Origin of the sequence: Enterococcus sp. DIV1314a (assembly GCF_051713805.1) — a bacterium.
GTDB classification, from domain to species: Bacteria; Bacillota; Bacilli; order Lactobacillales; family Enterococcaceae; genus Enterococcus_I; species Enterococcus_I aquimarinus.
Genome location: NZ_JBIOQP010000001.1, coordinates 2,008,860 through 2,029,558, shown reverse-complemented (window position 1 = coordinate 2,029,558; position 20,699 = coordinate 2,008,860). Strand labels below are relative to the sequence as shown.

Here is a 20,699-nt window from a genome sequence, read left to right as displayed (position 1 = left end):
TTGATCCTCCTCATGATTGATTTCGGCGATTTTTACCGGTCATTTCAATTTCTTTTGTTAAATAACGAATGCGCTCCATAATTCGCTTCGCTTTTAGTGGTTCTTCTTCTCCACGTTGTGTCACCGATAGATGGCGTTCTAATTCTAACATGGTGAAATTGGAGGAAAAGAAAGTAGGCAATTGTTCTTGCATACGATGTTGCAAGATGACACCGAATACTTCATCGCGAATCCAGCTACTCATCGCATCCGCCCCAATATCATCTAACATTAAAACGGGCGCATTTTTAATCTCATTGAGTTTTTCGCCTACTAAATCTTTGCCAATTGCTTGCTTCATTTCCACTGCAAAAGTCGGAAAATGCAGGAGGGTTGTTGAATACCCCGCTTCTGCTAAGTCACGCGCAATCGCACCTAATAAGTAGGTTTTGCCAATGCCAAAACTTCCGACAAGATATAACCCTTTGTGAAATTGTTTCGGATTTGCCGTATAGGACTCAATAAAATCAATACTCGCCATTAAGGCTTCACCGCGTCCTGTCGTGCCTTCGTAATTACTAATCCGTGCATCTTGAATATCTTTTGGCATATTAACAGCATGAATTCGATTTCGGACTTCTTCTTGATGTTTCCGTGCTAATAAGTCTTGGGTCGGGACATACGTAACATCGATTGAATGGAAATTCAAGATTAATTGCGGTTCGTAACCAGGAGCAATCATCCGTTGGTCTTGCGCATCGAATTTTCGTTTTTCTTGCACGAATTCGTATAATTTTGCATAACTTTTTTCAATATCCATTTCCGTCAAATAGTCTTTGTTTTCGTCGATAAAGCTTTTCACTTCAGGATTGGCTAGGACTTCTGCCATCATCTCTTGAAAACGCGCACGATAATTGCGTTGGTCAATCAGCTTATTTAATTCTCTTCCGACATTTTCCATTAACTTTCACCTTCTTTGCGTTTTAAATAGGCTTGCAAGCGCTGATTAATTTCAGCTTGTTTTTCGGGGTTTTCTTCTGTCACTTTTGGCTTGATGGCCCAATCTGGCAACGTTTCTTTGCGAATCGGTGGGCGCGAATAATTATTGGGACGTGTATTTTTCACTTGTTCGCGAGCTGCTTGTTTTTCTTTTGATTCTTTCACAAATTCTCGCGCATATTGAATAGCTGTTTCAGGACTTTGAAACCCTTTTTCAGACCAATTCGTCGCAATCGTATTCACAAAATTCGGTTGCAATGTACTATTGTCTTGGATAACTAAGACGTAGTGAATCAAAATATTAATCACTGAGTTTGGTAATGGGCTTCGTTCAACTAACGATTTCAACAACCATTTTTCACTGTCCGTCACATAACTCTTCTTTTCCACTTTAATTGCTTCTAAAAAATCATACGGTGCCGTTTTTTCGCTCAGTTTAATTAATTGAATATCTTTTTCAGAGTAACCCGTTTGACGAAGTAAATTAAATCGACGCACATCTGCTTCTTCACTAACCGGCTGCATGCTTGGTCTTTGAAATGTCGTTTGGTGCTTTCTTTCGACAAATTGTTTGAGTTGTCTAGCATCAACCAGACCTGTATCAAGTGCGACGACTTGGACTAATAAATCGTCTACCAGTTCGAGTTCATTATAACCATATAAGTTCGCGTATACGGTCAGTTGTGCTTTAAAATCACTCGTAAAATTCGTTTTTGAAATAAATTTTTTGTTCGCTAGCTCCATTAAGAAATGCCAATCTAGCTGCGTAGTATCCACCTTTAAACCAGGTTCTTTTGCTTGTTCGTATTCTTTTGCAACGTTTTCCAATTGATCAGAAGTACGGGAAAATAGATTTAAATCAAGATTCCCATAAACAGTCGTAAAGTTAGCTGTCACTTCTTGATAATCGGCTCTATTGATTTTTTTAGGTTTAAAGCGACGGGTTAATTGTTTAAACTTTCGTTCACCTACGGCTTGATGTAGCAAAAAGCTATACGTGACATCTTTTATAAAATTTTGTGGAACGAGTGGTTCTTCTAATTGATAAAGGTACATTTTTCCGAATTCTGGATCCTCTTTTTCAAAAACGGTTAATAGACCCATTCCTTCTAAGCGTTTGCGCGCTTCTAAAAAAGGAGATAACCCGATATTTAAGGCATTTAAACAATCTAAATGGATGAACTCACTTTCGTTTGAGTCCGCTTCATCACCTAAAAACTGAAAATATAAGGCTAACGCTTGGGCCCCAATAATCGGTTGATATAAATAAAGGAGGCCATCCTTGCCTTCTTGTGTCAGAGGGAGCGCTTTGAATACTTGATATATCGTATTTGGTGTTATTTTTTCCCACGTATTAGGCATCTTACTCCTCCTTTACGCGTCATTTTTATCCTTTGCCTTTTCAACGATATCCTGTAATTCCTTTAAGAAAACGGACATGTCTTTGAATTGACGATACACACTCGCAAAACGAATATAGGCAATTTCATCTAAATCAACTAAATATTCCATGACGTATTCCCCAATTAAATTAGTCGGGATTTCACTTTCGCCAGATTCGCGAATTTTACGTTCGACTTGATCGACAATTTTTTCCATTTGATCCATCGTTACCGGACGTTTTTCAGCCGATCGTACGAGTCCACGCAAAACTTTTTCACGATTAAATTCTTCTCGGGTACCGTTTTTCTTAATAACGAGTAAAGGTGTTTCTTCGATTCTTTCAAAAGTGGTAAATCGGAACCCACAATTTTCACATTCTCGACGACGACGAATGGTACGACCATCGTCCGCTTGACGACTATCAACAACTTTGGAATTATTGTGATGACATTTTGGACATTGCATTTTCCCACCTCATTTTCATTTTATTCGAATACTCCAACAAAGAAGTTTTCTATTTAAGGATATTATAACATGATTTCTTCCTATCGCTCTCATTTAATGACAAAAAACTCTAGATACGCTAGAGTTTTTATCGTTTTTTTAAAATGTTAGAACCTAAGTGAATAACGATTTTTTCTTTTCTTTTTCTCAAGAAATAAAGTGCTCTTGTTTCAACCAATCCATTACTTGCTTTTTGGTTGCGTCGACGCTTCCTTGATTATCAAAGACGACTGCTGCCTGCTCTTTTTTTCTGTCAATCGGTAATTGACTGCGAATGCGTGCCCATGCTTCATTTTCTGATAACTGATCACGCGCCATTAAACGAGTGAGCTGAACACTTTCTGGCACATAGACGACCGCTACTTGGTCGACCACAGATTCATATTTTCGTTCAAACAGCAGTGGGATATCGACGATGACCAGCGGCGCTTCTTGTTTTTTTTCGGCCACTTGCTGCAAGATCGCCTCGCGTAAGTATGGATCTAGTAATTGATCTAATGCTTCGCGTTTAGGCGGATTTGAAAAGATGATCTCGCCCAATTTTTTGCGATTGAGTTCGCCATTTTCAAAAAGGACTGCCGAACCAAAATGATCCGCAATCGCTGCTAAGGCGGGTTTTCCCGGTTCAACAATCAAGCGCGCAATCTCATCGCCATCGACAATTGGAAATCCTAAAGCACGAAAAATTGACACAACCGTACTTTTCCCAGTCGCAATACCACCTGTCAATCCTAGCACTCGTGTCATCTTCTCACCTCTTTATTTTTTGACAAGTTGGACAAAAATGGGTGCCGCGTTGCGCGACTTTTATTTTTTGGATTGGCGTTTGACATCTAGCACACGGCTGACCGGTTTGACCATAGACCTGAAGCGATACTTGAAATGTCCCTGCTTCTCCTAACGCATTGGCATAGGTTCGAATCGTCGTCCCACCCGCTTCAACCGCTTGACCTAAGACCGCAATGATACTCTCATACAAAAGACTTGTCTCACGCTCGGTAAGTGAACTGGCTAAGCGCTCAGGATGAATACTCGCTAACCACAATGCTTCATCTACATAGATATTGCCTAAGCCAACCACGATTTTTTGATTTAGGAGTAACGGTTTAATTGCCATTGTTTTCTTTTTTAACGCCTCTTGAAAGGCAATCTTATCAAAATCATGACTTAACGGTTCCGGACCTAATTGTTTAATGCCTTTATATTCCGAACTTTGATTTTTAGGAACGAGCGCCATCCGACCAAATTTACGCACATCACGGTATTGTAACTGACTCCCATCTTGCATTTGAAAGATGACGTGCGTATGTTTATCTTGAATAGCCGTTTGTGCGGAAGGGAAATATTCGTATTTCCCTTCCATTCGCAAGTGAGAAACTAAATCAAAATCCGTTAATTTGAGAATCAAAAACTTTCCGCGTCGTTGTACGCCTATGATTTCTTGACCGCTTAAAAAAGCTTGAAATAGTGGAACTTCCGGTAATTCAATAATTCTTGGCCATAAAACGGTGACAGTATCAATCGTTTTGCCCAAGACTAACCGTTCGAGACCTTTTCGAACGGTTTCAACTTCTGGTAATTCAGGCACAGTGCCTTCCTCCTCTTAACCTATTTTGCTTCGTACCATGTCTTACCCCAACTACTGTCCGTCACAAGTGGAACAGTCAATGTCACGGCATTTTCCATCACTTCTTTAACGAGAGCATCAAGTTGGGTCAATTCATTTTCAGGTACTTCAAAGACAAGCTCATCATGAACTTGTAGTAGCATTTTCGCTTCTAATTTTTCTTCTTTTAGACGCTTTTCTAATTGAATCATCGCCATTTTAATAATATCAGCGGCACTTCCTTGAATCGGTGAATTAATGGCTGTTCGTTCCGCAAATGAACGTAAATTAAAGTTCCGTGAATTAATCTCCGGTAAATAGCGACGACGATGGAAAAGCGTTTCAACGTAGCCGGTATCTTTTGCTTCACGCACGATTTCTTGCATGAACGTTTTTACACCCGGATAGCGCTCAAAGTAAGTATCAATGTACTGTTGCGCTTCTTTTCGGGAAATTCCTAAGTTTTGGGATAAGCCATAATCCGAAATCCCATACACAATACCAAAATTGACGGCTTTTGCTTGCCGGCGCATATTGGCAGTCACTTCTTTCGGATCCTCAATGCCAAAAACACGCATGGCGGTGCTTGTATGGATATCTTGCCCTTCAATAAAGGCTTGCTTTAAATGTTCATCATCCGAAATATGAGCCAAGACCCGTAATTCGATTTGAGAATAATCAGAAGCATAAATTAGCCAATCTTTTTGTTTTGGCACAAACGCTTCGCGAATTCTGCGTCCTTCTTCCAAACGAATCGGAATATTTTGTAAGTTGGGATCGACAGAACTGAGACGTCCCGTTTGGGTCAACGTTTGTACGTAGCGTGTATGAACACGACCGTCCGCTTGAATCATCTTCAATAAGCCTTCAATATAGGTCGATTGAATTTTTGAAATTTGACGATAAATCAAAATGTCATCGACAATGGGGGCTTGTTCTCGTAACTGTTCTAAGACATCGACAGCCGTTGAATAGCCTGTTTTGGTTTTTTTAATGACCGGTAACCCCATTTTTTCAAACAAGATCACGCCTAATTGTTTTGGCGAATTTAAATTAAACGTCTCGCCTGCCATTTCATAAATTTTCGTTTCAATTTCGTGTAATCGTTTGGCAAAATCAACGCGCATGTGTTCGAGACGTTCACTATCAACCGTAATCCCGATAATTTCCATCTCTGCTAAGACTTCTGACAAGGGTAATTCCATTTGATGGAATAACTGATCTTGATTTTTTTCCGCCAGCGCTTCTTCTAATTGATTGGTTAATCCTTTAATCACTTTAATCTTACGTGCTAAGTGTTCAAACATCACCCCGTCTTCTGGGAGTGCTCGTTTCGCGCCTTTTCCGTAAATGGAGACATCTGATTGGATTTCTGTGTACCCATATTGTTGGGCAACCGCAGCCATATCTGTCCCTAAATCATTGGTGTCGAGTAAATAGGCCCCTAATAATACATCAAAGGATACCCCTTTTAAGCGTGTGCCGTGCTTGGCAATCGCCACAATTGTTCGTTTCGCATCATAGACTTCTTTTTTCTGATTGACGTCTTCTAACCACGTTTTCATCAGCGGGTCTTGGAGTAACGCGATATTTTTTGAGACATAAACCTGCTCACTCGTTCCCCAAGCCAAGCCCACCATTTCGCTTACGTGATAATTATCATCAAGCATCTCGACATAAAGAGCCGCTTCATTCGGAAACATTTCAGCCGTCACGGTCTCCACTACTTCAAAATCAATGTCTTCCAGTGTTTCGACTTCCTCAACGATATTCAATTTTTCTAAGAAGGTATTAAAATTCATTTCTTTATAAAAAGGAATGAGTTTCTCTAAATCTTTGCCTTCGTATTGTAACTGATTCACATCGACATCGATAGGAGCATTGACTTCAATCGTCGCTAATTTCTTAGAAAGAAAAGCTTGTTCCTTGTCGTTTATCAGATTTTCTTTCATTTTACTTGGCTTTAGAGTATCAATTTGTTCGTAAATCCCTTCAACTGAACCAAATTCTTTTAATAATTTGATGGCTGTTTTTTCACCAATTTTGGTCACACCTGGGATATTATCCGAAGCATCACCAGCTAGCCCTTTCATATCAATGATTTGATTTGGCGTTAACCCGTCATATTTTTCCGCAATAAATGCAGGAGTATACGAATCAATTTCACTGACTCCTTTGACGGTAATATCCACTTTAATATCCTCTGTCGCAAGTTGCGTTAAATCCCGGTCACCCGTTAAAATCACGACGTCAAAAAGAGATTTGTCGACTTGGTGCGCAAGTGTTCCGATAATATCGTCGGCTTCATAATTATCTAGTTCGTAATAAGTAACTCCTAGCGCATTAATTAATTCGCGAATATAAGGCATTTGTTCTTTAAATTCACCAGGTGTCTTCGAACGACCTCCCTTATACGCGTCATACCACTCATGTCGAAAAGTCGTTTTTCCTGCATCAAAAGCGACTAATACATGCGTTGGTTTTTCTTTCGTCATGACATTATCGAACATCGTATGGAACGCATAAATCGCATTCGTGTGTAAGCCATTGTTATTTTTAAAGCGGCTCAAAGAATTGTGTAAGGCAAAAAACGCGCGAAAAGCCACACTGTTGCCATCAATTAATAGTAATTTATTTTTCATTGAATTAAGCTCCTTATTATTTCGTCCCTTCTTATTCTAACAAAGAACGGCCATTTAAGCATTAAGAAAGACTGGGATATTTGTCCGTCCCACATAAATAAAGCGAAAAAAATCCCACTTGCCTCTCAATAGTTTTTCAGTTATGCCAAATCCAAAATGGCTGCTTGGGTTTTCTTCGGTAGTTGCTCAAAAACTAGCTGATAAGAGGTTTGGAGCAAGTGGATTAATTCCGTGACTGATAAGTCCGATTCTTCTAAAATCACGGAAATCCAGTGGGTTTTATTGCTATAATATCCAGGCACAATAAAAGCATATTGTTCCTTTAATTGTTCATTGATTTCTGGGCGTCCTTTGACTGTCATCACCCGTTGATTCGCCTTGTTTTTTCCTAATAAACAAAACCCTTTTTGTGCGACTTGAAAATAATCACAATCCCAACTTTCCCGATAAGCAACCCTCGCTCCTGGCCACTCACTGGCTTCTTTTTTCAAACAATCTATCATCTCATTCATTTTTTTCTACCTCCTCTTGTTTTTTCAGTGAAAAAGAGTCCTTTTTCTCAAATATTCTTTGAAAAAAAGGACTCTCATTATTTTTTACTAGTCTTTTCCACCAAAAATTCTTAAAATCGATAAGAATAAGTTGATGAAGTTTAAATATAATTGTAAGGCCATAAACGCCGCAAAGCCTGTATTATCTTGACCTAATGTTCCATAGTAGACGCCGCGAATACGTTGATTATCATACGCGGTTAATCCGATAAAGATAATCACCGTTGCATACGATAAGAAATAATCAACTGCCGCACTACCCATGAAGATATTAAGGACCGTCGCAATAATGACACCCCATAACAATCCAATCGCTGCTCGTCCAACGCCGGATAAATCACGTTTGGTCATCACACCGAAAATCGACATCCCGATGAACGTACCAGCCGCCACGACAAAGGCTTGCGCCACATCTGCTGAAGAGTACATGGATAACGTAATCGATAATACTAACCCCATTAAGAGCGAATACACGATAAAACCGGCAATCGTGAGGGATGGATTATTTTTGGCTTTTGCACTTAATAAAATCACTAAGCCAATTTGAATTAACCAAAGACCGGTCATTCCGAGTGGGAAATTTTGAATAAAGGTCACGACTTCTTCAAAAAAGTAATTCATGGATAAGAATGACGTGAGCGCCGTTAACGCTAAACCTAGGCCAAAAATGCCGTATACTTTTGCATAAAACTGATTTAATCCTTTTGCTTCTACTACTGTTGAATTGTTCATGTAATTCCTCACCTTCTCTATCTATTGTAGGCTATTCACATTCCTACGTTTGTGCTCATTATAATTCTATCAAATTCGCTTCAAAGTGCAAGTCCGAATGACAAAAAGGTAAGAAAACAAACAGATTGTTACCTTACCTTTTTTCATATAAATTATAAGACGTTTCTGGTTGTCGTACTTAATAATTTTTCATAAGCCCGCTCAAATTTTTGGACATCGCCTGCTCCCATGAAAATAATGACCGCATTCTCATGTTCTAATAACGGTGAGACATTTTCTTCTTTAATGACTTGACCACCTTTAGTGATACGATTGCTGAGGTCTTCAATTTTAACAGACCCTTGCGTTTCACGAGCCGAACCAAAAATGTCACATAAATAGACACGGTCCGCTAGATCAAGTGCGGCACTGAATTCATCCATTAACGCAATCGTCCGCGTAAAAGTATGTGGTTGGAACACGGCAATAATTTCTTTTTCTGGATATTTTTGACGTGCGCCATCAATCGTTGCAATGATTTCAGCAGGATGATGGGCATAATCATCGACAATCGTCATATCAGCCATTACTTTTTCACTAAAGCGACGTTTCACGCCTTTAAATGTCAGCATTTCGCGCGCTACTTCCGCCATTGGTAACCCTTCTAAGTAACAAAGTGCGATCACGCTTAATGCATTGTTGATATTGTGTTGACCATAAGCAGGTGACACAAAATGCCCAATCTTTTCGCCACGGAAATAAACATCAAACGCTGACCCGTCCGTCGTGCGTTTAATATTTCGAGCTTGAAAATCATCTGCTTCTTCAACGCCGTAATAATAGACCGGAACGTCGACTGTTAACTGGCGTAAATGGGCATCTTCGCCAAAGGCAATAATCCCTTTTTTGACTTTTTCTCCCATTGATTGAAAAGCAGAGAAGACATCTTCAATACTCTCATAGTAATCAGGATGATCAAAGTCAATATTTAACATAATGGCATAATCGGGTGAGTAAGCTAAGAAATGACGGCGATATTCACAGGCTTCAAACGCAAAGAATTCCGCCGAATCATTTCCACTACCAGTCCCATCCCCAATCAAATAACTAGTCGGACGAATACCCGAAAGCACGTGGGCTAATAGACCGGTGGTACTTGTTTTCCCGTGCGATCCGGTTACGCCAATACTGGTGAAATTTTGAATCAATTGAGCTAAAAAGTCATGGTAACGAATGATTTCGAGTCCTAATTCACGCGCACGAACCACTTCTTCATGTGTATCAGGAAAAGCATTTCCTGCAATAATTGTTAAGCCTTCAGTAATATTTTCGGGACTAAAAACCATTAAAGGAATCCCGGATTTTTCTAAATCTCTTTGTGTGAAGAAATATTCTTCGACATCAGAGCCTTGCACTTTGAAGCCTTTTTCATGTAGAACGAGCGCAAGTGAACTCATTCCAGAACCTTTGATTCCAATAAAGTGATACGTTGTATTTTTATGATTAATCATTCATTATTTCCTCTTTTCCAGGGCAGATCATAATCTATTGTATTTCTAAGAACGATGATAATTATCTTACAAAACGGATGAAATAGCAACGATATTACTAAAATTCCAATGAAAAGATTGGTTTCTTTAGACTTTTTTAGGAGGTAACATCGTTAAGCTAATCCGGCCTTTAGCAAGCTCAACTTTTTCCACCCAGACCGTCACAATATCCCCCACTGCCACGACATCTTTCGGGTGTTTGACAAAGCGTTGACTGAGTTTGGATAAGTGGACGAGTCCATCTTGTTTCACCCCAATATCAACAAACGCCCCAAAATCAATCACGTTTCGAATCGTTCCTTTTAACTCCATCCCGACTTGCAAATCTTCCATCGATAAGACATCAGTTCGCAGTAAAGGTGCGGGCATCGAATCACGCATATCTCGACCTGGTTGCAATAGCGCATGGATAATATCTTTAATCGTTTCTTCCCCAACACCCAAATCATTGGCCAGTGTCGCTGGATGCAATGATTTTAGCTTTGCAATCGTTTCTTCTTTTCCAAGATCGTTTAACCCAACATTAATTTTTGCTAGGATATCCTTCGTCACTTGATAACTCTCCGGGTGAATCCCCGTGTTATCTAAAATATTCTTCCCACCAGGAATCCGTAAAAAACCAATCGCTTGCTCGTAGGCTTTTGGACCTAAACGTGGAACTTTTTTCAGTTGATTGCGCTGGATGAACGCCCCATTTTCTTCACGATACGCAAAAATATTTTGTGCCGTCGTTTTGTTCAATCCCGCCACGTGAACAAGTAATTGTGGACTAGCAGTATTGACGTCAACACCGACTTGGTTTACGACCGTTTCCACGACAAAATCCAGTTGTTCGCTTAATCGTTTTTGGGCGACATCATGTTGGTACTGACCAACGCCGACCGCTTTTGGTTCGATTTTGACCAATTCTGCTAACGGATCTTGCAGACGGCGGCCGATGCTAATCGCACTACGTTCTTCGACTTGTAGTTGCGGAAATTCCTGACGAGCCACGTCACTTGCTGAATAAACAGACGCTCCTGCTTCATTGACAATCACAAAGAAAATCTCACGTTTCATTTTCTTTAATTGTTCTGCGACAAACAGTTCCGATTCTCGACTAGCAGTCCCATTGCCAATTGCGACCATATCCACTTGATATTTTTCTAACAATTGCATAAAAATCTCCTGGGATTCTTTATGACGTTTTTCAGAAGAGGCATGCGGGTAAATAACCGTGGTATTCAATAATTTCCCTGTCTCATCGACAATGGCAAGCTTACACCCTGTCCGATACGCCGGATCAAATCCTAACACCACTTTACCTTTTAAGGGCGATTGTAACAAGAGATGGCGCAAGTTTTCGCCAAAGATAGCAATCGCTTGTTCATCGGCTTCTTCTGTTAACGCATTCCGGATTTCACGTTCAACGGAAGGCGCGATAAAACGTTTATACGCATCTTGATACGCCGCAACCACTAACGGTGCCACAAGCGAGTCTGCCTCTTTAATCAACTGACGATGAAAATAGCGTTCAATCAATGTCTCATCGACGACTAACTGAACTTTTAAAATCCCCTCTTTTTCGCCGCGATTCGTCGCTAGAATCCGATGAGAGACCATTTTGGGAATGGGTTCTGAAAAATCATAGTACATTTCGTAGACTTTTTTCTCATCTTTTTCAGCATCTTTGACCTGACTGACATATTGTCCTTTTTTAGTCGTGTATTCTCGAATCCATGTCCGAAATTCAGCTGAATCACTGATTTGTTCCGCTAAAATTTCATGCACGCCGGCTAAAACATCTTCCGTCGTTAAAAGATCTTCTGTTAGATATTTTTCTAACTCCGATTGGATCTCACCTTTTGGAAAAGTCATGAACCAATCAGCCAGTGGTTCTAATCCTTGCTCCTTGGCAATCGTTGCTTTCGTCCGTCGTTTTTGTTTGTACGGCCGATACAAGTCTTCAATTTCTTGTAACTTATGTGCTTTTTGAAGACGTTTCGCCAAATCTTCCGTTAACTTCCCTTGTTCGTCGATGATACGCAGAACTTCTTCCTTACGCTTTTCTAAATTTTCTAAATAATGATAACGTTCTTCAATTTCCCGAATTTGAACCTCATCTAACGCATTCGTCATTTCTTTGCGGTAACGGGCAATAAACGGCACGGTATTCCCATCATGCAATAACTCTAGTACTTTCGTAATCTGAGGCAGACGATACTGCGTTAATTCTTTTGCCAGTAATTGAATCACTGGATTTTGTGTCTCGACTGTCATAACATCACTCTTTCTTTCAAAAGTCCGGTTTCCACGGCCCTTTCATATTTTGATATTCAATATCTTGAATCAAACGCTCTGGATTAAAAATCACACCATGAACAGAACCGCCAAAAATCGCTCCGCCATCTATTCCGATTTTATCATCCGAAAACCATAGATCTGTTGTCTGGCCATCGCCATGTAAACTCGGGGTAATCGTGTGTCCAAAAACAATGACTTTCCCAGTGTGATTCTTTCCATTCAAAAAAGGTTCCCGAATCCAAATGAAATCACGTAAACTCGTTTGATGCCAATCGGCCTTCGTTAAATCAATTCCTGCATGAACAAACACATACTTTTCCCACTCGTAGTAGTAAGGCAAGTCGGTTAAAAATTGGATTAATTCCTTGTAACGCGAACGAATCATTAGCGCAATTTCCGTCGGTGAATATTCTTGTGTTGCCCCAGGATGGAGCAAACTATTGACGGTCTCTTTGCCACCATTCAACCAATACCTCTCCGCAATTTCTTCTGGGTCTTGCAAAAACTGTAAAAGATATTGTTCATGATTGCCCCGCAAGTAAATACACCCTTGTTTTTGGACCAGTTCCATTCCTAACAATAAGCATTCTTTACTCCGAGGTCCGCGGTCATTTAAGTCGCCTATTAAGACCAACTGATGCAACATAGGATCAAAGTCACGTAAAAGTTGTTGAAATAAATCGAGTTGTCCATGAATGTCGCTAATTACATACACAAGTGATTTCATGAGAATCCTCCTTTATGCATAAGAAAAATCCATCCTATTCGCTTTGAATAAGATGAATCTTCCAAATTATTCTGCTATTTCGCCTGTAACTGCAAAGTAATTTCCATCGAGATCTGCAAAATTAAATACATATTTATCCGTCAGTTGAATGAGTTCACCGACTTGAACATGATTAGCTTGCATTTTTTTGTATAACGCAAAAATGTCTTCCGTGAAAAACATCAAGGACGGTGCGTTCGTTGCGACTTCTGGTGAATGACGTTCAATAAACTCACGATCATACAGCACAAAATGAACCGCCGCACCCTCACTTATTGCGAGCTCAACGACCAATGTACCATCCATTTCTTGCTCTTCAATCAAACAAAAATCTAAAGCTAACCAAAAATCACGCGCTTTTGCGACGTCATCGACATAAACCATTAATTGAATATTCGTTGAAAACATAAATTATTCCTTTTCCTGACTAAAATTTAAGTTAATACCCGGTTGATCCGTTACGATTTCTGTTACTTCATACGTTAAACGTTGTAGCATATCAAATAATGGTGCCACCAATTCATTTGCTTCTTCTTGTGTCAAATCTTCTTGTTTTGCCACTTGACGATTAATAAAGTGATTAATTTGACCAATCGCACCACTGACGATAAAGTCTGGAAAAACCACTTCAAATTGTAAACGTCCAGCTAAAATACTATTTTCTTTTGGATAATTTTCATCCGGCGCAGGAAATGGTGCAAACCCCACATTAATTTTTGTTTTTGCTTCTTTTTTAGGATCGCGCATATCAAAATGATACGCCTCTACGATTGGTTGCTGTCTTTTAATTTCCAATTTTTTCACACTCCTCAAAGAAAATTATACCATAAAAAAACACTTTGAAAACGGAAACTTCAGGTCTTTGGGGATTTTGAGTGTTTTATTCTATGCGTGTACTTTTTCGCTGCAAATCAATTGCCATAAACTTTTTCGCCGACTATCTATTGATAATAGCATTACGAATCATTCCGGTCTTTTTCTATAACCGAACCCATTCCTAACTCGGACTTTCCTTCTTAAATGGATTTACAAACAGGACTAAAATCATTTGACACCCGAAAATGATACTAGGATACAAGAAAGAATGTCCTATCGGCGTGAGTGGTTTCAACCAACTATTCGGGGGCGATCCGATAATCAGAAATAATAGGAACCCTAAAATCACAGAGATGGCATAACACTGGAATAGCACGCGGAACATGTCGCGATTCTTTTTACTCCACATCAAAAACACCGTGATTGTTGGAACAAATATCAGTGGATACCACAACAGGCTCGGTGAAGACAACCGAATAATTTGATCGTATTCAAGTAAAATAAAGATGACACCAAGCGGTAAACAATTCAGTATGATGCCCAGTTTCTTTTTCATTTGCAAGACTCTCCCTTTCCAATTTCCCATCGCATCTGTTTGATTCATACATTATCAGAAATTTCGCTAAAAATCCAGAAACAACCAAACTCACCGCGCTCGCTACGATTGGCTATAGAGGGATTGAATATCTTTAATGAAGATTCAAATAGATAGCCATTTTTAGACAAATACGCATTCTTTTTCTAAAACGAGTCGATTGACCTAGAAAGCGATTTCACACAATAATGGATTGATAGAATACGAATAATAGTAGAAAAGAGGAAGCGAAATGACAGCCATGGTCTTTGTTAATTCCCCCGTTACGGACTTGTCACGTTCAATTGAATTTTACACTGCCTTAGGTTTTAAACAAAACAAGGAATTTTCTAACGACGAAGCCGCTGCGATGATGTGGGACGACACTTTCTGGATTATGCTTCTCACTCATGATTTTTATCGGAAATTTTTGAAAAATAAAGAGATCGCGGATACGCAAAAAGTAAGTGCTGCTTTAATTTCGTTTAGCCTCGACAGTGTATCAGCCGTCAAAGCGTTTGGGGCAACCGCCGAAAAACACGGTGAAACCGTTCACCATGTTGAAATGGGGATGCCTGAAAGTATGATGTACGGACTAGAAGTACAGGATTTAGACGGAAACTGTTTAGAACCATCATGGATGAAAATGGATTAAAGTCACCATTCATTGTCTTCGATTCAAAAAAAATACGTTCTGTTCGCCTAGAAAATTGATTTAGGTGAATAGAACGTATTTTAATCATTTGAATTCAAGTTAGATCAAATTTAGCTGTACTAATACTCCATAATGATCACTCACAATTGGCGTTTCATGACCATCAAAAATCACGCGGTATTCCAAAACGTGCCAATCATGCGAGTGAAAGATGTAATCAATTCTTAATTTTTCAGTATTTTCTTCCCAACCGTCAATCGTTTCTTGGACCGTGAAAGAACCCTTTTTATGGATTGCGGTGACATACGCATCTTGGTAAGTGCTAGTGACTAAATCATAACCTTCCTCTTCCAAATGGGCGGGACTATTGAAATCCCCCAGAAAAAGAGTTGGCAGGTCTTTTGTTTCGAGTTTTTCTAAGGTTTGTTGCCATTCAAATGCAAAGCCTGAATCTTTTGTTTCCTCCCACCATGAATAATGACAAACGCAGACCATAATTGAACCTTGCGGGCAAGCAATTTTGACTGCTAGTTGTTTTCTTCGACGGTAATTGGTGAGCTCCGCAATGTTTGAGACTAAGATTCCTTTTGGATCGATTGGATATCTGGATAAGATTGCTTCTCCTTCATGATACCGATCATACCCAATATGGCTACAAACCCAACTCCAATAATAATGCACTCCGAGCTCTCTTAATCGTGAAACTAATAAAAATGCAAAGTTATCTTCTTTCATACTGATTTCACTTTCAGCACATTGATAATAGTCATCGATCATAGCGTCTGGACTTTCTATTAATTGGTTCACCTCTTGCAATCCGATAATATCGACTTCTTCTTTCAAGAGATATTGGGCGATTTGTTCAAGTTTTTCGAGCGGCGCTGCTTCTAGCCAGCTATGTGTATTTAAAGTCAACACTTTCATGTTGCTACTCCTCCTCTATAATAATCGTTTACGTCGCCTTGATTTTCGTCACGGCAAGAAGAATTGCCAGCGACAAAACGCTCGCTGGCAATTCAACCCTTTGACTATTAAATGGTAATCGTACCCACTGTTGTATTTACTGTTGTTGCACCGGTTTTTTCAAGTTTAAACTGATCAATCGCTGCACTATTTGTAAAGACGACAACCACCGTTGTGCCTTTACCAGCTGCTCGCACTTTTTCCCAATCCGCTTCAGCAATTTTGGTTCCTTGTTCAATATAATCGCCTTCTTTTACAAAGACATCAAACGCTTGGTCAGTCATTTCGACAGTATCAAGTCCCATATGAACCAAGACTTCAATTCCATCTTCCGTCACCATACCAATCGCATGTTTCGTTGGAAAAACAGCTGTCACTGTGCCAGAAAGCGGTGCTACCACGATCGTTCCTGTTGGTTCGACTGCAAACCCTTCACCCATCATTTTTTGAGAGAAGACCTGGTCATTGACTGCTTCAATCGCGATAACCGTTCCATCAACAACAGAAGTAAAAGAACGTTTTTCACCGATAAAATTCGTTGTTTCAGACGCCTTCGCCACGTCTTCTGATGAACGTTGACGTTCAGGAATGGCCATGCCTGAATCTAAGACGTCTTGAATATCTGATTTTAAGACATCTGCTTTCGGACCGTAAATCGCTTGAATGCCATTATCTTTCACAATCAGTCCCATCGCACCGGTTTTTTTCCATTCATTTTCTGAAGCGACTTGTTGACTATCTTTAACCGAAATTCTTAAACGTGTCATACAAGCATCGACATCCGAAATATTTTCTTTGCCACCTAATAAGCCAATAATATCAAAGACTTGTTGATTACCAGCCGTTTCAGTTCCGACTTGTTGCTCATCGGTTGATGCTTCAATCTCGTAATTGCCATTTCTTCCAGGTGTCGCAAAATTAAATTTCTTAATCATAAACATTGTTAAGAAATAAGTAAAGACTCCAAAAACAATCGTCACAATCACAAAATTAATTAAATCGCCCGCAATTCCAGCTTTAATAATAATCGGTGTTCTTGTCAGAAGTTCGATATTACCAAAAGAATGCACTCTTAAGTTAATCAAATCTGCCATCGCAAACGACAATCCTTGAATCACGGAATACACAACGTAAAGTGGGACTGCTGCAAACATGAACATGAACTCAAGTGGCTCTGTAACTCCTGTTAAAAAGACTGCTAATGCGGCAGATAAATACATGGATTTGTACTGTGCGCGTTTATCGCTATCAACACTACGGTACATCGCAAACGCGAGTCCCATCAAAGTACCAGAAGCTCCGATCATTTGTCCAACTTTAAAACGAGCCGGAGTCCAATTTGATAACACATAACCATATTGATCTAAATTCGAACCATCATTTAAATTCACTAAATCAGTTGCCCACGCTAACCATAAAGGATCTTGCCCATAAACAATTGTTCCTGCTTGTGCACCAGATAAAATTTCATACGTGCCACCGAGTTGCGTATAGTTGATTGGAATCGTCAACATATGATGTAAGCCAAATGGTAAAAGCAATCGTTCTAATGTTCCATATAAGAACGGTGCCAAAATTGGAGCAGAATCTTGTGATTGTGCAATCCACAAACCAAAATTATTAATCCCTGATTGAATGACTGGCCAAATAATGGCTAGACCAAGAGAAACGATAACTGACCATAAAATCACGACGAATGGAACAAAGCGCTTTCCATTGAAAAACGAGAGTGCTTCAGGTAATTTTCGATAATTATAGTATTTGTTAAAAGCCATCGCCCCAACAAAACCGGCAATAATTCCGACAAACACACCCATATTTAAAGCAGGTGCTTCTAAAACACTTGTAAAAAAGCCTTTAACCATAATTTTTGTTCCAAACAACGTGTGTGTATAAGCTTCTTCATTCGCTAACATATCACTCGTCACGCCAAATAACGCGCCGGTAATTCGATTAATCAGTACGAACGAAATCCCCGCCGCAAATGCACCACCTGCTTTGTCTTTCGCCCAACTTCCACCAATCGCTAATGCAAATAATAAGTGCAAATTCCCAATAATTGCCCAACCAATACTTTCAACAACACTTCCTGTTGTCACTAAAAAACCTAAATCCTGATTGATTAACGGGATCGTTTTTCCAATACTAATCATCAAACCCGCTGCTGGCATCACAGCGACTACCACCATTAAAGCCTTTCCGAACTTTTGCCAAAACTCAAAATTAAATATTTTCTTCATTCGTTTTCCCTCCTGTTTTTACGCAAACGATTTCCTTGAATGATTATAGACGTAAAATGCTGATATGTAAACATCATTTTTTTTATTCTTTTAAATAAAAGACAAAAATTCTTTGCATAAAGCTATTGTTTTCGCAACCGGTTGCGTGTATGATAGCAATATAGATAAAATTTTTTGAGGAGGAATTTCAATTGGAACATTTGAAACGATTATTTGATATTGATCCATGGAAATTAACAACGACAACATTACACAAGGACGACTTCAGACTGCAAGAATCACTCACAAGTATTGGAAATGGTTATATGGGGATGCGCGGAAACTTTGAAGAAAGTTATAGTGGTGATCACCATCAAGGAACCTATCTTGCAGGAGTTTGGTATCCAGACAAAACGCGTGTTGGTTGGTGGAAAAATGGTTATCCAGAATATTTTGGAAAAGTAATCAACGCCATGAACTTTATTGCAATGGATATCTATGTCAATGATACGAAAATTGATTTAGCAACGCAACCAATTGAAGATTTCTACCAAGAATTAAATATGCAAGACGGGATTCTTTCACGTCAATTCAAGATAACAGTAGATGGATTGACCATCAACTGTCGCTTCTCCCGCTTTTTAAGTATCACCACAAAAGAATTAGCCGTGATTCAATTTAAGGCAGAAGTCCTAGCTGGAGAAGGTACGGTCAAAGTGGTTTCTCGACTGGATAACAATGTTCAAAATGAAGATAGTAACTATGATGATCGCTTCTGGGAAACAACGGATGCCGTTGACAATGATACTGCACTCTTCGTAACTGCTCGGACGATTCCAAATAATTTTGGGATTGAACAATTTACCGTGACTGGCTTAATGGAAAACCAGACAGCAAATGACGTCGTTCGTTCGAGCGAAAAATCATCATTAGCAACAGCTGAAACACTCGTATTCACTGTCAAACAAGGTGACACGATTGCCGTTGATAAAAAAGTGATTCTTGTGACAAGTCGTGACGTTGCCGCAAATGAGCAACTAGCAACAGCACAAGCTTTAATGGACGAAACAAATCAACAGTCGATTGCTGAATTAACACAAGCACATCAACAAGCTTGGGCGCAACGTTGGGCACTCGCAGATGTCGTCATTGAAGGCGATCATGAAGCGCAACAAGGGATTCGCTTTAATCTCTTCCAATTGTTCTCAACTTACTATGGAGAAGATGAGCGCTTGAATATCGGACCAAAAGGCTTTACCGGCGAAAAATACGGCGGTGCTACCTACTGGGATACAGAAGCCTACGCTGTCCCACTTTACTTAGCATTAACCGATTCTGAAGTAACGAAAAACTTATTGAAATACCGTCACAACCAATTACCACAAGCACAACATAATGCCCGTCAACAAGGATTAGCCGGTGCGCTCTATCCGATGGTAACCTTCACAGGTGTTGAGTGTCATAATGAGTGGGAAATCACCTTTGAAGAAATCCACCGTAATGGCGCGATTGCTTACGCGATTTACAACTATACGAATTATACAGGCGATACTTCATACATTAAAAACGAAGGATTAGAAGTCTTAGTTGAAATTGCACGCTTTTGGGCGGACCGTGTTCATTACTCCAAACGCAATGACCGTTATATGATTCATGGTGTAACTGGTCCTAATGAATACGAAAATAATATCAACAATAACTGGTATACGAACTATATCGCAACTTGGGTCTTAAAATATACCTTAGAAAACTATCGCGCGTTTCAATCTGAAGCAACTGTAACGCTTGAAGCGGCTGAATTAACGAAATGGGAAGATATTATCGCCAAAATGTACTTCCCTGTCGACAATGAACTGGGGATTTTTGTCCAACACGATACGTTCTTAGACAAAGAATTACTACCGACAACAGCACTTTCAGCCTCTGACGTGCCATTAAATCAAAATTGGTCGTGGGATCGCATTCTCCGTTCATGCTTCATTAAGCAAGCCGACGTTTTACAAGGAATTTATTTCTTTGGCGATCAGTTTACAACGGAAGAAAAACAACGCAACTTTGATTTCTATGAGCCAATGACCGTTCATGAATCTTCCCTATCCCCTTCAATTCACGCCGTTCTTGCAGCTGAATTAGGAATGGAAGAAAAAGCGGTAGAAATGTACCAACGAACTGCTCGTTTAGACTTAGATAACTACAATAACGATACCGAAGATGGCCTTCATATCACATCAATGACTGGTAGTTGGTTAGCGATTGTTCAAGGTTTCGCTCAAATGAAAACTTTTGATGAGCAACTAAGCTTCGCGCCATTTTTACCAAAATCTTGGGACAAATATGCCTTCCACATCAACTATCGTAATCGTCAACTCCATATTAACATCGACAAAGAATGGGTGACTATTACGTTAAAATCGGGTGATTCCTTAGCATTAACCATTTATGGCGAAGAACACGAATTAACCGATACTGTACAAATCGCATTAAAAAAATAAAAATGA

Annotated in this window: 18 protein-coding genes; 2 read left to right on the top strand and 16 right to left on the bottom strand. The window is 39.6% G+C overall.

The genetic code is table 11. The features are described 5' to 3' along the window. Positions 1-10: 10 nt before the first annotated feature. The 14 genes from dnaI to IGI68_RS09565 form a co-directional block, all read right to left on the bottom strand. Entirely contained in the window at positions 11-940 is a 930-nt protein-coding gene (gene dnaI / locus IGI68_RS09630) for a primosomal protein DnaI (RefSeq protein ID WP_071873732.1), read from the bottom strand. Continuing rightward, entirely contained in the window at positions 940-2,340 is a 1,401-nt protein-coding gene (locus tag IGI68_RS09625; protein WP_438732486.1) for a replication initiation and membrane attachment family protein, read from the bottom strand. Before IGI68_RS09625 ends, dnaI begins: the two co-directional genes overlap by 1 nt. Positions 2,341-2,352: 12 nt before the next feature. Continuing rightward, the gene (gene nrdR / locus IGI68_RS09620) at positions 2,353-2,826 is read right to left on the bottom strand and encodes a transcriptional regulator NrdR (protein ID WP_071873730.1); all 474 of its coding nucleotides are present in this window, start codon (positions 2,824-2,826) and stop codon (positions 2,353-2,355) included. A gap of 186 nt (positions 2,827-3,012) precedes the next feature. Beyond that, a complete protein-coding gene (coaE, locus tag IGI68_RS09615) occupies positions 3,013-3,612 on the bottom strand; it encodes a dephospho-CoA kinase (RefSeq protein ID WP_438732484.1) in 600 nt (199 codons plus the stop codon). 4 nt (positions 3,613-3,616) lie between these two features. Beyond that, positions 3,617-4,453: a DNA-formamidopyrimidine glycosylase gene (gene mutM / locus IGI68_RS09610; RefSeq protein WP_438732482.1), complete on the bottom strand. Its 837-nt coding sequence runs from the start codon at positions 4,451-4,453 to the stop codon at positions 3,617-3,619. A 20-nt stretch (positions 4,454-4,473) separates the two neighbouring features. Continuing rightward, positions 4,474-7,113 (bottom strand): DNA polymerase I, encoded by a 2,640-nt coding sequence (polA, locus tag IGI68_RS09605; RefSeq protein WP_438732480.1) that lies wholly within the window; start codon positions 7,111-7,113, stop codon positions 4,474-4,476. A gap of 140 nt (positions 7,114-7,253) precedes the next feature. Beyond that, positions 7,254-7,625 (bottom strand): MmcQ/YjbR family DNA-binding protein, encoded by a 372-nt coding sequence (locus IGI68_RS09600; protein WP_438732478.1) that lies wholly within the window; start codon positions 7,623-7,625, stop codon positions 7,254-7,256. A gap of 87 nt (positions 7,626-7,712) precedes the next feature. Beyond that, positions 7,713-8,396: a Bax inhibitor-1/YccA family protein gene (locus tag IGI68_RS09595; RefSeq protein ID WP_071873725.1), complete on the bottom strand. Its 684-nt coding sequence runs from the start codon at positions 8,394-8,396 to the stop codon at positions 7,713-7,715. Positions 8,397-8,548: 152 nt separating this feature from the next. Further along, a complete protein-coding gene (gene murC, locus IGI68_RS09590) occupies positions 8,549-9,886 on the bottom strand; it encodes a UDP-N-acetylmuramate--L-alanine ligase (RefSeq protein ID WP_438732476.1) in 1,338 nt (445 codons plus the stop codon). Between the two features lie 126 nt (positions 9,887-10,012). Next, positions 10,013-12,184 (bottom strand): Tex family protein, encoded by a 2,172-nt coding sequence (locus IGI68_RS09585; protein ID WP_438732474.1) that lies wholly within the window; start codon positions 12,182-12,184, stop codon positions 10,013-10,015. Between the two features lie 16 nt (positions 12,185-12,200). Further along, a complete protein-coding gene (locus IGI68_RS09580; RefSeq protein ID WP_071873722.1) occupies positions 12,201-12,935 on the bottom strand; it encodes a metallophosphoesterase family protein in 735 nt (244 codons plus the stop codon). Between the two features lie 66 nt (positions 12,936-13,001). After that, on the bottom strand, positions 13,002-13,382 hold the full coding sequence (locus IGI68_RS09575) for a VOC family protein (RefSeq protein WP_438732472.1): 381 nt from the start codon (positions 13,380-13,382) through the stop codon (positions 13,002-13,004). Between the two features lie 3 nt (positions 13,383-13,385). Beyond that, complete coding sequence (locus IGI68_RS09570; RefSeq protein WP_071873720.1) at positions 13,386-13,769, bottom strand: DUF1149 family protein; 384 nt, start codon at positions 13,767-13,769, stop codon at positions 13,386-13,388. Between the two features lie 202 nt (positions 13,770-13,971). Further along, positions 13,972-14,346: a hypothetical protein gene (locus IGI68_RS09565; protein ID WP_438732470.1), complete on the bottom strand. Its 375-nt coding sequence runs from the start codon at positions 14,344-14,346 to the stop codon at positions 13,972-13,974. A 271-nt stretch (positions 14,347-14,617) separates the two neighbouring features. Between IGI68_RS09565 and IGI68_RS09560 the strand changes: the two genes are divergently transcribed. Next, a complete protein-coding gene (locus tag IGI68_RS09560; RefSeq protein ID WP_438732468.1) occupies positions 14,618-15,019 on the top strand; it encodes a VOC family protein in 402 nt (133 codons plus the stop codon). Between the two features lie 99 nt (positions 15,020-15,118). Here the strand turns inward: IGI68_RS09560 and IGI68_RS09555 are convergent, their stop codons facing one another. Together IGI68_RS09555 and IGI68_RS09550 are read right to left on the bottom strand one after the other, a co-directional pair. Then, a complete protein-coding gene (locus IGI68_RS09555; protein WP_438732466.1) occupies positions 15,119-15,943 on the bottom strand; it encodes an endonuclease/exonuclease/phosphatase family protein in 825 nt (274 codons plus the stop codon). Between the two features lie 107 nt (positions 15,944-16,050). Further along, on the bottom strand, positions 16,051-18,222 hold the full coding sequence (locus IGI68_RS09550; RefSeq protein ID WP_438732464.1) for a PTS transporter subunit IIBC: 2,172 nt from the start codon (positions 18,220-18,222) through the stop codon (positions 16,051-16,053). Between the two features lie 191 nt (positions 18,223-18,413). On the opposite strand from IGI68_RS09550, the gene IGI68_RS09545 reads away from it, so the two are divergent. Further along, the gene (locus IGI68_RS09545; protein WP_438732462.1) at positions 18,414-20,693 is read left to right on the top strand and encodes a glycoside hydrolase family 65 protein; all 2,280 of its coding nucleotides are present in this window, start codon (positions 18,414-18,416) and stop codon (positions 20,691-20,693) included. Positions 20,694-20,699 lie beyond the last annotated feature (6 nt).

Coding starts and splice junctions, on each gene's coding strand:
- dnaI (WP_071873732.1), bottom strand. CDS start 940: ATGGAAAATGTCGGAAGAGAATTAAATAAGCTGATTGACCAACGCAAT.
- IGI68_RS09625 (WP_438732486.1), bottom strand. CDS start 2,340: ATGCCTAATACGTGGGAAAAAATAACACCAAATACGATATATCAAGTA.
- nrdR (WP_071873730.1), bottom strand. CDS start 2,826: ATGCAATGTCCAAAATGTCATCACAATAATTCCAAAGTTGTTGATAGT.
- coaE (WP_438732484.1), bottom strand. CDS start 3,612: ATGACACGAGTGCTAGGATTGACAGGTGGTATTGCGACTGGGAAAAGT.
- polA (WP_438732480.1), bottom strand. CDS start 7,113: ATGAAAAATAAATTACTATTAATTGATGGCAACAGTGTGGCTTTTCGC.
- IGI68_RS09600 (WP_438732478.1), bottom strand. CDS start 7,625: ATGAATGAGATGATAGATTGTTTGAAAAAAGAAGCCAGTGAGTGGCCA.
- IGI68_RS09595 (WP_071873725.1), bottom strand. CDS start 8,396: ATGAACAATTCAACAGTAGTAGAAGCAAAAGGATTAAATCAGTTTTAT.
- murC (WP_438732476.1), bottom strand. CDS start 9,886: ATGATTAATCATAAAAATACAACGTATCACTTTATTGGAATCAAAGGT.
- IGI68_RS09585 (WP_438732474.1), bottom strand. CDS start 12,184: ATGACAGTCGAGACACAAAATCCAGTGATTCAATTACTGGCAAAAGAA.
- IGI68_RS09580 (WP_071873722.1), bottom strand. CDS start 12,935: ATGAAATCACTTGTGTATGTAATTAGCGACATTCATGGACAACTCGAT.
- IGI68_RS09575 (WP_438732472.1), bottom strand. CDS start 13,382: ATGTTTTCAACGAATATTCAATTAATGGTTTATGTCGATGACGTCGCA.
- IGI68_RS09565 (WP_438732470.1), bottom strand. CDS start 14,346: ATGAAAAAGAAACTGGGCATCATACTGAATTGTTTACCGCTTGGTGTC.
- IGI68_RS09560 (WP_438732468.1), top strand. CDS start 14,618: ATGACAGCCATGGTCTTTGTTAATTCCCCCGTTACGGACTTGTCACGT.
- IGI68_RS09555 (WP_438732466.1), bottom strand. CDS start 15,943: ATGAAAGTGTTGACTTTAAATACACATAGCTGGCTAGAAGCAGCGCCG.
- IGI68_RS09550 (WP_438732464.1), bottom strand. CDS start 18,222: ATGAAGAAAATATTTAATTTTGAGTTTTGGCAAAAGTTCGGAAAGGCT.